Here is a 14,408-nt window from a genome sequence, read left to right on the forward strand (position 1 = left end):
CGGATCGATCTTGAGAGTCCGATCAGCCGCGACGCGACTTGACCGCCTGCGACAGCGTCTCGAGTACGCCAACCGAATCATCCCAGCCGATGCAGGCATCGGTGATGCTTTTGCCGTATTCGAGCCCGGCCAACTCGTCCTTGCCGGGCGTGAACTTCTGGGCGCCGGGCTGCAGATGGCTTTCGATCATCAGACCGAACACCTGGCTGGAACCGCCCGACACCTGGCCCGCGATGTCGGCGGCGACGTCGATTTGTTTCTGGTGCTGCTTGGAACTGTTGGCATGGCTGCAATCGACCATCAAGGTGGGCGGCAGGCCGGCCGCCATGAGGTCGGCGCAGGCCGCCGTCACGCTGGCGGCGTCGTAGTTAGGCGCCTTGCCGCCACGCAAGATCACATGGCAATCGCGATTGCCGTTGGTCTGCACGATCGCGACCTGGCCGTTTTTGTGCACCGACAAAAAGTGATGGCCGCGCGCCGCCGCCTGAATGGCGTCCGTCGCAATACGAATGTTGCCGTCCGTTCCGTTCTTGAAACCGATCGGTGCCGACAAGCCCGATGCCAGCTCGCGATGCACCTGGCTCTCCGTCGTGCGTGCGCCGATCGCGCCCCAGGCGATCAGATCGCCGATGTATTGCGGCGAGATCACGTCGAGAAACTCGCTGCCCGCAGGCAGACCGAGCCGGTTGATGTCGATCAGCAACTGCCGCGCGATCCGCAGGCCTTCGTCGATCCGAAAGCTCTCGTCGAGGTACGGGTCGTTGATGAGCCCTTTCCAGCCGACCGTGGTGCGCGGCTTTTCGAAGTAGACGCGCATCACGATCTCCAGCGTTCCGGCGTACTTCAGACGCTGCGCCTGCAGCCGCTTGGCGTACTCGAGCGCTGCGACCGGATCGTGAATGGAACACGGACCCATGACCACCAGCAGCCGGTCGTCCTTGCCAGCCATGATGTTGTGAATGTTGCGCCGCGTGTCGGCAATGAGCGTTTCGGTCGCGGTGCCGCTGATCGGGAAAAAGCGGATCAGATGTTCTGGAGGGGGCAGCACGTTGATGTCCTTGATGCGTTCGTCGTCGGTCTTGCTGGTCTTTTCGACGGTCGCATACCAGCTGTCGCTGGGTCGGGCGGTAGGAAGGGTCATCGTGGGCTCCTGATCTGAAGTCTTGATTGAAAAACGAGGGGCACAAAAAAACCGCCGGGGCGTGAGCGCCGGCGGTCTTGGAGGGGTGTACGTTTGCTTTACGCGCTCGCCTCTGGGCCGCCGGAGATCCGGAACCAAAAGTACGAAAAATAGAATACGGCGCGCAAAGACATGGAGCCGCAATGTAGCACAGGGTTTTTCAGAACGACGCGACGCTGGCGCGTCAGGCCGTGCCACCGACCGTGAGCCCATCGATGCGCAACGTCGGCTGGCCGACGCCGACCGGCACGCTCTGGCCTTCCTTGCCGCAGGTGCCGACACCCGAGTCCAGCGCCATGTCATCGCCGATCATCGTGACGCGTGTGAGTGCGTCAGGGCCGTTGCCCACGATGGTCGCGCCCTTCACCGGGTACTGGATCTTGCCGTTCTCGACCCAGTAAGCCTCGCTCGCCGAAAAGACGAACTTGCCGCTAGTGATGTCGACCTGGCCGCCGCCGAAGTTGGTGGCGTACAGACCCTTCTTGATGCTGGCAACGATCTCCTTCGGGTCCTTGTCGCCGCCAAGCATGTAGGTGTTGGTCATGCGCGGCATCGGCACATGCGCGTAGCTTTCGCGGCGGCCGTTGCCGGTGGGCTTGACCTTCATCAGGCGCGCGTTCATCGAATCCTGGATGTAACCCTTCAGGATGCCGTCTTCGATCAGCACGTTGCGCTGGCTGGCGTTGCCTTCGTCGTCGACATTGAGCGAGCCGCGGCGATCGGCGATGGTGCCGTCGTCGAGCACGGTCACACCCTTGGCCGCCACGCGCTCGCCGATGCGGCCCGAGAACGCGCTCGATCCCTTGCGGTTGAAGTCGCCTTCGAGCCCGTGGCCAATGGCCTCGTGCAGCAGGATGCCGGGCCAGCCCGGGCCGAGCACGACGGTCATTTCACCGGCCGGTGCGGGCCGAGCTTCGAGATTGGTGAGCGCCGCCTTGACGGCTTGGTCGACATATTCGGCGATGTGTTCGTCGTCGAAGTAAGCGAGCCCGAAGCGCCCGCCACCGCCGCCGGAGCCGATTTCGCGGCGGCCGTTCTGCTCCGCGATCACAGTCACAGAGAGACGCACCAGTGGGCGAACATCGGCCGCCAGCGTGCCGTCGGCGCGTGCCACAAGCACTACGTCGTATTCGCTTGCGAGTCCGGCCATGACCTGCGCAATGCGCGGATCGCGCGAGCGCGCCAGCTTTTCGACTTTGCCGAGCAAGGCCACCTTCGTCGCGCTGTCGAGCGTGGAGATCGGGTCGACGCCAGCGTAGAGCGAGCGGCTCGATGCGACCTTGCGGGAAGGCGTCTTGGCGCGACCCGTACGGCCCGAGGCTGAGATCGAACGCACGGTGCGCGCCGCGTCGAGCAGCGACGCTTCTGAAATGTCGTCCGAGTACGCGAACGCGGTTTTTTCACCGCTGACTGCTCGCACGCCGACGCCCTGGTCGATGCTGAAGCTGCCGGTCTTGACGATGCCTTCTTCCAGGCTCCAACCTTCGCTGCGGGTGTACTGAAAGTAGAGATCGGCGTCGTCGACACCGTAAGAGGTGATTTCGCCGAGCGCTTTGGTCAGGTGCGATTCGTCGAGACCGAAGGGCGTGAGAAGCAACGATTGCGCCGTGGCAAGGCGCTCGATGGTGGGTTCGCGAGAGATCATCGGACATTATTGCTCGCCCCCAGGGGCGGTGCGCACTTCGTGTCGCTTCGCCCTCCCTCTACCGCGGAGTACTTGCCTCGCGCCCTACCGAAGGCGATGCCAGTCGCGCGGCAGAGCCGGTTTCACGGCATCTCACCCACAGACCGCCGCCCTACGGCGCGGTCAGGTCTGCATCAAGCGTTTGGCGCGCGAAATCGACATCAGGATGCCCAGGCCGAGGCCAAGCGTGACCATGGCGGTGCCGCCATAGCTGATGAAAGGGAGCGGGACGCCGACGACGGGCAGGATGCCGCTGACCATGCCCATGTTGACGAAGGCGTAAGTGAAAAAGATGAGCGTGATGGCGCCTGCAAGCAATCGCGAAAACAGGGTGGGTGCGTCCGATGCAATCGCGAGGCCGCGGAAAATCAGGAAGATGAAGGATGCGATCAAAAACAGGTTGCCGGCCAGCCCGAATTCCTCAGAGTACGCGGCAAAGATGAAGTCGGTGGTGCGCTCGGGGATGAACTCCAGGTGCGTCTGAGTGCCCTGCATAAAACCCTTGCCGCCGACGCCACCTGCGCCGATCGCGATCATTCCCTGGATGATGTGAAAGCCTTTGCCGAGCGGGTCTTTGCCCGGATCGAGCAGCGTGCAGATACGCTGCTTCTGGTAGTCGTGCAGCACGCGCCAGTCGAAGCCGTCGGCGCACAGCGTCGACTCGTAGCCGACGATCAGGGCCACGGCGACGAGCCCGATGAGGAACGGCGGCAATATCAATTTCCAGGACAGGCCCGCGAAGAAAATCACCGACAGCCCGGCCGACAGCACCAGCAACGCGGTGCCCAGGTCGGGTTGCTTCACGATAAGGCCGACAGGCACCACCAGGAGGATGGTCGCCACCGCGAAATCGAGCGGTCGCAACTGACCTTCGCGCCGCTGGAACCACCAGGCCAGCATCAACGGCATGGCGATCTTCAGAATCTCGCTCGGCTGTATCACGAAGCCGACATTGAGCCAGCGCTTGGCGCCCTTCTTGGTCAGCCCGAATACCGCCACCGCAATGAGCAGCGCAACGCCCAGGGTGTAGAGCGGCACCGCGCAGCTCATGAGCCGTTGCGGCGGAATTTGCGCCACCACGAACATGATGAAGCCGGCCAGGATCATGTTGCGACCGTGGTCCATGAAGCGGGACCCATGGTCGTAGCCCGACGAATACATCGTCAGCAGTCCAGCGCACGCGAGCAAAAACACGGCAAAGGCCAGAAAACCGTCGAAGCCTTGAAAAATAGGCGCGATGCGGCGCGCGAACGAGGGCTGGTTGAACACGGCTGACATGGCCGCGGATTATCCGCGCCTGCCGGGCACCACCGGCCCCTAACCGATGAATTCAAGCGAGACGACAGTGCGCCCCGGTCGGCTTTCCAGCGACAGCACCACACCGAGGGCCCCTGCGCGCTGGCCGAGCGACCGCGGCACCTGCAGTGCGTCGAAGCCACAGCCGTTGTCGATCACCCGCAAGCGGAGTACGGCGCCGTGCATCGCCGCTTCGAGTCGCAACACGCTGGCGCCCGAATGCTGCAGCACATTGGAGATCGCCTCGAACAACAAAAGCTGAACCTGCCGCATCGCCTGCCCATCGAGCGCGGCCACCGGCGTCACGTCGTCGACCGCCCATTCGAGCGCGATGCCCGATGCAGTGAAGCGTGGCGTCATGCGGTAGCGCATGCCTGCCAGCAGCGCGCCGACATCGCCGGGCGGCAGATGGATCGAGTCGATCGACAACTTGAGCTGGTCGAGCGAATCGCGCAGGGTGCGCAGTACGTCGGCATCGCTCGCCTGCCCCGACTGCAGCTGACGGATCGCGGCGCTGATGTGCGAGCCGACGCCGTCATGCATGTCCCGCAAGATGCGCTCGCGCTCGTGGGTGCGCGCCTGTTCCCGCGCCACCTTTTCTAGCTTGCCGTACGTCGACTCGAGTTCCTGTTCCCGCTCGGCCACGCGCGCCGCCAGCGTCGTCACCCAGCCGCGCGCCTGGGCGCTCGCGGCCCGAAATCGTCGCAGCACGATCAGCAGCAGCGCGATGCCGAAGAACACCGACGAATAGCGAACCCAGGTCGTACCACCATAGGAATCGCTGATCCGGATCACCAACCAGTCGCGCGTGCCGAAGGCGATCGAAACCACCGCGGCGGCCATCACTAGCAGCCGCCCGACGTCGGGCTTGCGCACGGCGGCGACGGCGAAGCCCCCGACGAAGACCACCAGTATCCCGATCTCGATGGCCAACCACCGGGTCAGCCACTGCGGCTCGTCGACGGCCATGGACAGGCAAGACGACACCAGCGTGCCGAACACGATGACCACCATCGGCCAGCGAATCCAGCGCATGCCCGGACGCGTGTCCCAGCCGGCCACGTGATAGCAGAACATCATGGCCGAAGCAATCCAGCCGGCGTAGCACATCGCCATCAGCACGCCCCACGGTCCCCAGGACAACGGAGGTTCGGCGATCACGCCGTCGGCCACCCGGAGGGCCCAGCAGAACTCGGCCAGCGCCGCCCAAAGATAGATACCCTCGCGGCGTTCGCGCGCGCCAGCACTGGTGTCGACCTGCGTCAGCCAGAGCGACAGAGCGATGCCGCCGAGGATGAGACTGAATGCAGTGAGCAGCACCGAGCCGGTAAAGCGCCACGCATAGGCGGCCTCGAAAAGTTGGGTCCGCAGCTCCGCAGCCGGGCCGAGCGTGACCGGCGACAAGCCGCCACGCCGCCCGCTGTCGGCACGAATGCGCACCTGCAGCAAGTTGTCTCCAGCATGCAGCAACCGACCCGGCACGGGCAGGTAGACGGGTGCCTTGGCATAGTCGGCGCCATTGCCGCGATCGACGTCACCGTACACCTGCAACAAGGCGCCGTTGAGCCACACGTCGAAGACGTTCCCGGTGCGCGGAATAAAAATTCCCCAGGGTGTTTCGGGTTCGTCATCGAGCTTGAAGGGCAGCTCGAAAGAGGCGAATCCAGCTTTGCCCCCGTGTTGTCGATCCCAGTTGTAGGGGAGCGTGACGGCACCTTCCTGGGTCACGCCATCGACACTCGTCGCCACCCGGCCGGCGCGCAGTTCGATGGGGTCCACTTCGTCTGCGGACGCGGCAGAAGCCATCGCCGAGGCGCACGCTGCGCACATGACAGCCAGCAAGGCGATCCGTCGCACGGCGAAGAACCACGCGCCGCGCTTCACTGGTTCAGCGCGGATGCGGCAGGAGTCCAAGCCGGGTCGCTTCGAACACCGCCTCGTTCTTGGAGTGCACCGCGAGCTTGCCGTACAGGTTCTTGATGTGCGTTTGCACCGTGTGCACGCTCAGCACCTTCAGTCGCGCAATCTCGGCATATGAAAACCCCCGCGCGACGAGCGTCAGCACCTCCTGCTCGCGGCTCGACAGCAGTTGGCGCACAACGGCCTCGGCCAGGACGGGCACTCCATCGCGCAAGCCTTTCACCGGCATCCCCGAATGCAGCAGGCGGTATTTTTCCAGCACGCGCCGGGCGATCATTGGGGAAATGGGCGATGCGCCGGCCTTCATCTCCACGATGGTCTGCGCAATGTCTTCAGGCGCAGCGTCCTTGTGGATGTAGCCGACCGCACCGGCCTCGATGCTCGACAACACGTTGTCTTCGTCGCCGAATACTGAAACGACCAGCGGATCGCACGCGGCGAACAGCGCCACCGCGATACGGATCACTTCGAGCCCGCTTCCATCCGGCAACCCGAGGTCAACCAGCACCACGTCAGGAGGCTCCGAGGTCCGTTGCATCCATGCAACGGCTTCGGCGACCGTGCCTGCTGAACCGAGCAATCGCAGGTGCTCGCTGCGACGCACGCTGTTCTCGAAAAAACCGCGGGCGCGCGCATCGTCTTCCACCACGTAGACGGTCCAACTGGGTTCCGTGCCCCGCCCGCTTTCCTCTCTTGTCATGTTCCGAGCATAAAGCCCGGAAAGAGTGAGTCGCATCGCCCTACTACCCGATTCATGGGATGGGCAACCAAGGCGCAGCACACCAGACTGGCGCCGCACCCCTGTAACGCTTCGTTAATCACTCGTACATTCGGAGACTCCATGCAACCCCACACCCCGAAAACCAAGGCCGGCCTGACAGCTGCCGTGCTCCTCACACTGACTGCCTGCGGCGGCGGTGGCAGCAGTGGCGGAGGCTTTGCAATTCCGGCGACCGGGTCTACGACAACCGCAGCCGCCACGCCTGCACCGGCCGCAGTCGTAGAGCCGAGCACGCAGGCATCGCTCGCCAAGCTAGACGGGGTCGCCGCCACCGGCGCGGCCTTTGCCGGCGCCGCCGTGACCGTGACCGACCAGACCGGCACCACGGTTTGCAGCACCACGACGGATGCCGCCGGCGCCTTCCGTTGCACCCTGCCCGCTACCACCGTGGCACCGCTGGTCATCAAAGCCAGCCGCGACGACAAAAGTTTCTACAGCACCACGCCGAGCGCCGCCGGTGGCATTGCGAACGTCACGCCGCTCACCACCATTGTTGTTGCGCAGCTGTCGCCGGACGGCAATCCGGCCAGCCTCGCGGGCGCGATCCAGACCGATCCGTCCAGCGTGACCGCCGCCACGATTCAGACGCAGGTCGCCGAACTCGTGGCCGCGCTCAAGCCACTGCTCGATGCATTGGGCCAGAGCGCCATTGACGTCATGGCGGGTGGCTTCACCGCCGACGGCACCGGCCAGGACAAGTTGCTCGACACCATATCGGTCAGCGTGCTGCCCAACGGCAGCTCCGCCAACATCGAGATCACCGTCAAGACGATTCCGACGTCCGACGGTGCAGCACCGATTTCGATCGCTTTCAACACCGCCGACACGGCGGTCACGCCGACCTTGCCACCTATCGCTGCAGCTGCCGTCGCCAGCACGCCGCCGCCGGCAGTTGTCGCCGCGCTGTTTGGTCGCATGACCTCCTGCTACGCCCTGCCGCTCACGCAACGTGTCGGCGGCTCCGGTGCCTTCGCGCAGGGCGGCGGCACGGTCAACGACACGACCAACGCCACCGGGACGGATGTCAACGTGATCGCGTCGGCCTGCAAAACGCTGTTCCTCGGCGACGACCCGTCCACGTTCTATAACAACGGGTACCGCGTCGGCAGGGACGCCGGCAACAACGGCTCGTTCACCGGGATCTTTCGCCAGGGCGCCACCGGAGTGACGTTCGATCGGGGCAATTTCGAGTTCGTGCGCAGCAGCGGGGACTTCGTGCTGAGCTACCGTACGGTCGACCGCTTCGGCGGCACGGACAACGACACGATCATTGCGCGCAACATCGATGGCACGCTCAAACTGGTCGGCAACAACTACGCCTATCGCGCCTCGGTGCGTCCTTATTCTGAAGACCGCGAACTGGTCAATTCGCCCAACTTCAGTTCGTACACCACGGGATACAACGTCTCCATCGACAACAAGACCGTTTCCGGTTCGTCGATCTTCAACAAGGTCGCGGTCACTTCGCCGTTCAGCGCGACGAAGATCGTGTTCTATCCGCAGTCGGGGCTTTCTTTCCTGGCATTGAGCAAGGACGGCACGAACACGGCGGGCCAGGTCATCTCGAGCAGCATCGTCCGTCTGGGTGGCGAGTTCCAGAACAAGGCCAATTCCGCTTCCGTAAGCGCCGCAGAGACAGGGATTTACTTCGTATCGCCCAGCTACACCGAAGCACAAATCAGCGCGATACAGAACCAGAGCGTCTGGCAGCTGGAGTTCTTCCCGACCAGCGGTCCATCCGTGATCCAGACCTACCGCACCGTATCGCGTGCGCAAACCATCGGCGAAATCCGGCAGCTCGCGTTCGTCCAGGCGACGCCTGTTCAAAAGGCGGAGCTGATCGCCGGAACGAGCGCCGCGGGTCGCTACACGTTTGGCGTCCCGAGCGTGGGCGACCCGAACATCATCGACTTCAGCAGCGAAGGGAACCTCGACGCCTGGATGCTGCCAGCGGGTGCGCTGGCACCCACATCGTTCAGCGTGATCGGGCGCGTCGCCGGCCCCGGCAGTGCGTCTTTCAACGACAGCACGAGCCTCTCCAGCACGCAACGCAAGGCCATCATCTATTGCTCCAGCCAAGGCAGCGCGGACCAGCATTGCGACCCCACGCTCACCAGCCAGTATGCGAACGGCAGCTCGTTCAACCTGCTCGAGCTGTGGGCCCGCAATTCACGGCAAGTCGAGGTGAGCAAGAAGCTTGCTCTTTACAAGCTTCAATAAGCGAACCGCTTGGAGCCCCAAGCCCCGCACTTGCGGGGCTTTTTTATTGACAGAATCGACCTGCGAATCACCTCATGCGCCTGATGCCGACGACCCATCTTCTCTACCTCCACGGCTTCCGCTCCTCGCCGCAGTCGGCCAAGGCACGGCTGGTGGCGCAACGAGTGGCAGAAGGCCATCCCAAAATGCACTTTTGGGCGCCGCAATTGCCGCCGTCGCCGCACGATGCGATGGACGTGGTCATGAAAAGCATCGCTGACTGGCCGCGCGAATCCATGGCCGTCATCGGTTCGTCGCTCGGCGGCTTCTACGCGACCTACGTCGCGGGCATGACCGATTGCAAAGTCGTTCTGCTGAACCCGGCGGTGCATCCAGCGCGCGACCTCTCCCGCTATATCGGCGAGCAGACCGGCTGGCACGATCCGTCCGAGCACTTCTATTTCAAGCCCGACTACATCGACGAACTGCGCGCGCTCGAAGTCGGCATGCTGATCCGGCCGGAACGCGCGCTGGCGATCGTCGCCAAAGGCGATGAAGTGCTCGACTGGCGCGAAATGTCCGCGCGTTATCCCGGCAGCCGCATCGAGCTGATCGAAGGCAGCGACCACGCGCTGTCGAATTTCGCCGGGGCCCACCTGGACGAAGTCATGCGCTTCGTCGATCCAATCTAGGCCGGGGCGCAGCGCATATCCGGTGCCAGGCGGCCCCGGACGGCGTTGATAATTGCGCCATGTTTGTATTGTTTGAAGAAGCCGGCAAGTACCTCAGCGGCCGCGTGCTGTCGGAGGCCGAAGCGTCGGCGCAGGTCGAGCTCGACACCGGCAAGCGACTCAAGGTCAAGAGCGCGGCCATCGTGCTGCGCTTCGAGAAACCGTCGCCGGCCGAGCTGATCGCCGAGGCTCGCACGCTGGCCGCCACCATGGACCTCGACCTGGCCTGGGAATTCGCGTCCGAAGGCGAGTTCGGTTTTCCCGACCTGGCGTCCGACTACTTCAGCGACAAGCCGACGCTGGCGCAGCAGGGTGCCGCGCTGTTCGCGCTGTTCGATGCACCGCACTACTTCCGCCGCGCCGGCAAGGGCCGCTTCAAGAAAGCGCCAGCCGACATCGTTCAGGCCGCCCTGGCCGGCATCGAAAAGAAGAAGCTGGTGCTAGCGCAGATCGCCGAATGGGCGGCGCAGCTGGTGGCCGGCGAATGCCCGCAGCCTGTGCGCGAGCAGCTCTACAAGATCCTCTTCAAGCCCGACAAGAACGCGTCCGAGTACAAAGCCGTGGTCGACGCTTCGCGTGCCGCGCAACTGGCGCCGCTCGACCTGCTGGAACGCGCGGGCGCCATCGATTCGCCATACCAGTTTCACTGGCGCCGGTTCCTCTTCGAGAACTTCCCCAAAGGCACGGGCTTCCCGGCGCTGCAGGCACCGGCCATCGTCGACGACTTGCCGGTGGCCACGGTCGAAGCCTTTTCGATCGACGATTCGCAGACGACCGAAATCGACGATGCGCTCTCAGTGCAGGGCATCGGCAGTGGCACCCTCGTTGTCGGCGTGCACATCGCCGCCCCCGGCCTGGCGCTGGTGCCGGGCGGAGCCATCGACCTGGTGGCGCGCAACCGCATGTCGACGGTGTACATGCCGGGCTACAAGATCACGATGCTGCCCGATGCGGTGGTCGATGCGTACACGCTGCTCGAAGGCAGCAACCGGCCGGCCGTGTCGCTCTACGCCACCTTCGACGAAGCCACGCTGGAATTGCGAAGCACCGAGACCAAGCTGGAACGCGTGCCGATCGTCGCCAACCTGCGGCACGATCAACTCGACACGGTGGTCACGCAGCCGTGGCTCGAAGACGCGTCGTCCGTCAGCCCGGACACCCCAGAGGCTGCTGCACGTTTACGCGGTCCGTTGTCGGTACTGTTCCGCCTGGCGAAGCACCTGAAAGCGCAGCGCGAAGTGGTTCGTGGCAAGCCCGAGAACTTCAACCGGCCCGACTACAACTTCCGTCTGATCGGAAACGATGGCGAGCCGCAAGGCAGCGAGCAGGTGACGATCACTACGCGGCAACGCGGCGCGCCGCTCGACCTGATCGTGTCGGAAGCGATGATCCTGGCCAACAGCACCTGGGGCGCCTGGCTGGGCGAACTCGGCGTGCCGGGCCTGTACCGCAGCCAGGCCAGCATGGCGCCGGGCATCAAGGTGCGGATGGGCACGCGCTCGCTGCCGCACGCCGGCCTGGGCGTGAAGAGCTATGCATGGAGCACCTCGCCACTGCGCCGCTACACCGACCTGGTGAACCAGTGGCAGATCATCGCGGCCGCACGCCACGGCAAGACAGCCGCGCTGGCTGCGCCCTTCAAGCCGAAGGACGCCGACCTGTTCTCGATCCTGTCGGGCTTCGACGCCGCCTATGCGACCTACAACGGCTACCAGGGCGGCATGGAGCGCTTCTGGACGCTCAAGTATCTGCAGCAGCAAGGCATCACCGAGCTGACCGTGACCGTCGTCAAGGACATCCAGAACGGCGCCCTGGTTCGGGCCGATTCGCTGCCGCTGGTCTTTCCGGTGGCCGGCCAGCAGGAACGCGGTGCGCACCTGCGCGTCAAGCTCGGCGAGATCGACGAGATCGCCCTCGACGTGAACGGCACCGTGCTCGAGCGGCTCGATGTGGTGGCGGCTGACATGGAAGAAGAATCGGGCGAAGAGGACGACGAAGTAGCCGGCCCGATCGCCATCGCGGTCGACATGAGCGACGGCGAGGCAGCACCAGAAAAGGCAGCGGAGAACGCACCCGCATGAGCATGAGCGCAGCGAAATGAACCTCAAGGACCTGAGCACGCTGCAGATCGCGCTGGGGCTTTCGGTCCTGGCGCACGCTGTACTGCTCACCGTGCGGTTTGTCGACCCTGAAGCCTTCAATCGCGTCTTCAGCGAGACGCCTCTCGAAGTGATTTTGGTCAATGCGCGCAGCAACGAGAAGCCCGACAAAGCCACGGCGATTGCGCAAGCGTCGCTGGCTGGCGGCGGCGACCTCGAAAAAGGGCGTGCCACCAGCCCGTTGCCGCCGAGCGAGTTCCGCGCCATCGGCGACGCCACCGAAGATGCGCAGCGCGACGTCGAGGCCATGCAGGCGCAGCAGATGATGCTGCTCACCCAGATCAAGCAGCAGCTGGCTGCCATGCCGCTGCCCGATCCGCGCCACAGCGGCAACCCGAGCGAGGCCGCGGCGCGCGAAGAGAAGCGCAAGCAGTTGGTCAACCTGCTGGCCGAGATCGAGCGCCGGGTCAACGAAGAAAACGCGCGACCCAAGAAGCGCTACATCAGCCCGGCCACCCGAGAGGCCGCGTACGCCGCGTACGTCGACGCACTGCGACGCCAAATCGAGCAGCGCGGCACCGAGAACTTCCCCGAAGCGGCCGGCAAGAAGATGTACGGCCAGCTGACGATGCTGGTTACCGTCAACTTCGACGGAAGCATCGTGAGCACCGAGATCGTCGAGAGCTCGGGCAACGCGTTGCTCGATCGGCGTGCGCAGGCCATCGTGCGAAGCATCGGCAACTTCGGCCGCTTTACCGACGCGATGCGCAAGCAGACCGACCAGATCGCGTTGCCGTCGCGCTTCAAGTTCACGCGCGACGAGACGACCGAGCTGTCGTCCAAGTAATCGCATCGAGCCAGGCCGCCCGAAACCACCATGGACCTGTACTGCGTGATGGGCAACCCGATCGAGCACAGCCGCTCGCCGTGGATTCATGCGCGCTTTGCGGAACTCACTGGCCAGGCCTTGCGCTATGAGCGCCGGCTGGTGCCGATGGACGGTTTCGATGCAGCGGTGTCGGCGTTTCGTGCCGACACTTCCGGCACAGCACGTGGCTGCAACATCACCGTGCCGTTCAAGTTCGACTCGGCGCGACTCGCGCAGCATGTGACGCCGCGCGCCACGTTGGCGCAAGCGGTCAATGTGTTGAGCTTTCGCAAGGATGGCATGCATGGCGACAACACCGACGGCATCGGCCTGGTGAACGACATTCAACGCAACGCCGACGTGGCGCTCGCAGGTTGCGACGTGCTGCTGATCGGCGCCGGTGGCGGCTCGGCCGGCGTGCTCGGCCCGATCCTCGAAGCCGGTGCGCGCCGCGTCGTCGTCGCCAACCGCACGCTGGCCAAAGCCATCGTGCTGGTCCAGCGGCATGCAGTGTTGGCGCTCCAGCATCACGCGAGCCTCGAAGCGCAAGCGCTGCACACCATCGAGGGCGCTTTCGACGTCGTCGTCAACGCCACGGCGTCTAGCCTGGCGGGTGGCGAGGTGCCCGTTGCGGCCAGCGTATTGAAGCGCGGCACCTTGGCCGTCGACATGATGTACGGGCCCTCGGCCGCCGGCTTCATGGCATGGGCGCGCGCACACGGTGCGGTGCCGCGAGACGGCCTCGGCATGCTGGTCGAACAGGCGGCCGAGGCCTTCGAGATATGGCGTGGCGTGCGGCCGCCGGCAGCGCAAGTGCTCGCTGAATTGCGTGCGCTGGTTGGGTGAGCAGCTCAACCAATGCGCGCTTTCTTCACCTGGCTCATGTGCCTCATCGTCGCGGCCATCGCGCTGCAGTTGTTTTTTGTCGCGCGCATCGCGTTGATGGCCGTGATCGATCCACAGTCGACAGCTTTCCAGCGCTCCGAAGCCTGGCAGATTGCGACACGCGGACGCAGCAACGGGGACGCGAGCGGAAGCCGCGCCGGCGACCGCGCCTGGCAGCAACGCTGGGTGCCGTACGCGCAGATTTCCGACACGCTCAAGCGCGCGGTCATTGCCAGCGAAGACGGTGAGTTCATCTACCACCAGGGCGTCGAATGGGAAGCCATCGAACGAGCCCGCCAGCGCAACGCCAAGGCTGAAGAGATTGCGGCACGGCGCGCCGCCGCCGCCATCGCGCGCGGCAAGTCGCCGCAAACGGCCAAGCTGCGCGGTGGCTCGACCATCACTCAGCAGCTTGCCAAGAACCTCTTTCTGTCGGGCGAACGCACCCTCCTGCGCAAGGGTCAGGAGCTGATGCTCGCGACGGTGCTGGAAACGCTCTTGAGCAAGCAGCGCATCCTGGAGCTGTACCTGAACAGCGTCGAATGGGGCGAAGGCGTGTTCGGCGCTGAAGCGGCATCGCAGCGCTACTTCAGCAAGTCCGCGTCGCGCCTCAGCGCCACCGAGGCCGCACGGCTGGCGGTGATGCTGCCGAGCCCGAAGTTCTTCGAGCGTCGACCCGGCTCGGCCTACATCAGCGGCCGCGCTGCGACGATCGTCGCGCGCATGCCGTCGGCCGACGTGCCCTGAACGGTACCGCCCCCTTAT

11 protein-coding genes are annotated in these 14,408 nt (G+C 64.6%); 6 read left to right on the forward strand and 5 right to left on the reverse strand.

Annotated features, from left to right (window positions below):
• Window positions 1–22 precede the first annotated feature (22 nt).
• From QN413_RS01155 to QN413_RS01175, 5 genes are all read right to left on the reverse strand, one after another.
• Complete coding sequence (locus QN413_RS01155; protein WP_323494849.1) at window positions 23–1,141, reverse strand: 3-deoxy-7-phosphoheptulonate synthase; 1,119 nt, start codon at window positions 1,139–1,141, stop codon at window positions 23–25.
• A 223-nt stretch (window positions 1,142–1,364) separates the two neighbouring features.
• Window positions 1,365–2,825 carry a metalloprotease TldD gene (gene tldD / locus QN413_RS01160; protein ID WP_187054371.1) on the reverse strand — a complete coding sequence of 487 codons (1,461 nt, stop codon included), beginning with the start codon at window positions 2,823–2,825 and terminating at the stop codon, window positions 1,365–1,367.
• Window positions 2,826–2,987: 162 nt separating this feature from the next.
• Complete coding sequence (gene rodA, locus QN413_RS01165; RefSeq protein WP_187054370.1) at window positions 2,988–4,142, reverse strand: rod shape-determining protein RodA; 1,155 nt, start codon at window positions 4,140–4,142, stop codon at window positions 2,988–2,990.
• Window positions 4,143–4,181: 39 nt separating this feature from the next.
• A complete protein-coding gene (locus QN413_RS01170) occupies window positions 4,182–6,044 on the reverse strand; it encodes a histidine kinase (protein WP_323494850.1) in 1,863 nt (620 codons plus the stop codon).
• Window positions 6,045–6,048: 4 nt separating this feature from the next.
• Window positions 6,049–6,780 carry a response regulator transcription factor gene (locus QN413_RS01175; protein WP_323494851.1) on the reverse strand — a complete coding sequence of 244 codons (732 nt, stop codon included), beginning with the start codon at window positions 6,778–6,780 and terminating at the stop codon, window positions 6,049–6,051.
• Between the two features lie 141 nt (window positions 6,781–6,921).
• Here QN413_RS01175 and QN413_RS01180 point away from each other — a divergent pair, with 141 nt between their 5' ends.
• The 6 genes from QN413_RS01180 (at window position 6,922) to QN413_RS01205 (ending at window position 14,390) form a co-directional block, all read left to right on the forward strand.
• The gene (locus QN413_RS01180; RefSeq protein WP_323494852.1) at window positions 6,922–9,081 is read left to right on the forward strand and encodes an Ig-like domain-containing protein; all 2,160 of its coding nucleotides are present in this window, start codon (window positions 6,922–6,924) and stop codon (window positions 9,079–9,081) included.
• An 83-nt stretch (window positions 9,082–9,164) separates the two neighbouring features.
• A complete protein-coding gene (locus tag QN413_RS01185) occupies window positions 9,165–9,752 on the forward strand; it encodes a YqiA/YcfP family alpha/beta fold hydrolase (RefSeq protein WP_323495012.1) in 588 nt (195 codons plus the stop codon).
• Window positions 9,753–9,811: 59 nt separating this feature from the next.
• Window positions 9,812–11,872 (forward strand): ribonuclease catalytic domain-containing protein, encoded by a 2,061-nt coding sequence (locus tag QN413_RS01190; RefSeq protein ID WP_323494853.1) that lies wholly within the window; start codon window positions 9,812–9,814, stop codon window positions 11,870–11,872.
• Window positions 11,873–11,888: 16 nt separating this feature from the next.
• Window positions 11,889–12,737, forward strand: a complete 849-nt coding sequence (locus tag QN413_RS01195; protein WP_323494854.1) for a TonB family protein — start codon at window positions 11,889–11,891, stop codon at window positions 12,735–12,737.
• 30 nt (window positions 12,738–12,767) lie between these two features.
• Window positions 12,768–13,604, forward strand: coding sequence for a shikimate dehydrogenase (gene aroE, locus QN413_RS01200; protein ID WP_323494855.1), 837 nt, complete (start codon window positions 12,768–12,770; stop codon window positions 13,602–13,604).
• Between the two features lie 12 nt (window positions 13,605–13,616).
• Window positions 13,617–14,390 carry a transglycosylase domain-containing protein gene (locus QN413_RS01205; RefSeq protein WP_323494856.1) on the forward strand — a complete coding sequence of 258 codons (774 nt, stop codon included), beginning with the start codon at window positions 13,617–13,619 and terminating at the stop codon, window positions 14,388–14,390.
• The last annotated feature ends 18 nt before the right edge of the window (window positions 14,391–14,408 follow it).

The organism is Variovorax sp. LG9.2 (assembly GCF_035018885.1).
Lineage (GTDB): Bacteria > Pseudomonadota > Gammaproteobacteria > Burkholderiales > Burkholderiaceae_C > Variovorax.

Excerpts from the sequence above, each read along its gene's own strand:
- QN413_RS01155 (WP_323494849.1), bottom strand. The coding sequence starts at position 1,141 with ATGACCCTTCCTACCGCCCGACCCAGCGACAGCTGGTATGCGACCGTC.
- tldD (WP_187054371.1), bottom strand. The coding sequence starts at position 2,825 with ATGATCTCTCGCGAACCCACCATCGAGCGCCTTGCCACGGCGCAATCG.
- rodA (WP_187054370.1), bottom strand. The coding sequence starts at position 4,142 with ATGTCAGCCGTGTTCAACCAGCCCTCGTTCGCGCGCCGCATCGCGCCT.
- QN413_RS01175 (WP_323494851.1), bottom strand. The coding sequence starts at position 6,780 with ATGACAAGAGAGGAAAGCGGGCGGGGCACGGAACCCAGTTGGACCGTC.
- QN413_RS01180 (WP_323494852.1), top strand. The coding sequence starts at position 6,922 with ATGCAACCCCACACCCCGAAAACCAAGGCCGGCCTGACAGCTGCCGTG.
- QN413_RS01185 (WP_323495012.1), top strand. The coding sequence starts at position 9,165 with ATGCCGACGACCCATCTTCTCTACCTCCACGGCTTCCGCTCCTCGCCG.
- QN413_RS01190 (WP_323494853.1), top strand. The coding sequence starts at position 9,812 with ATGTTTGTATTGTTTGAAGAAGCCGGCAAGTACCTCAGCGGCCGCGTG.
- QN413_RS01195 (WP_323494854.1), top strand. The coding sequence starts at position 11,889 with ATGAACCTCAAGGACCTGAGCACGCTGCAGATCGCGCTGGGGCTTTCG.
- aroE (WP_323494855.1), top strand. The coding sequence starts at position 12,768 with ATGGACCTGTACTGCGTGATGGGCAACCCGATCGAGCACAGCCGCTCG.
- QN413_RS01205 (WP_323494856.1), top strand. The coding sequence starts at position 13,617 with ATGCGCGCTTTCTTCACCTGGCTCATGTGCCTCATCGTCGCGGCCATC.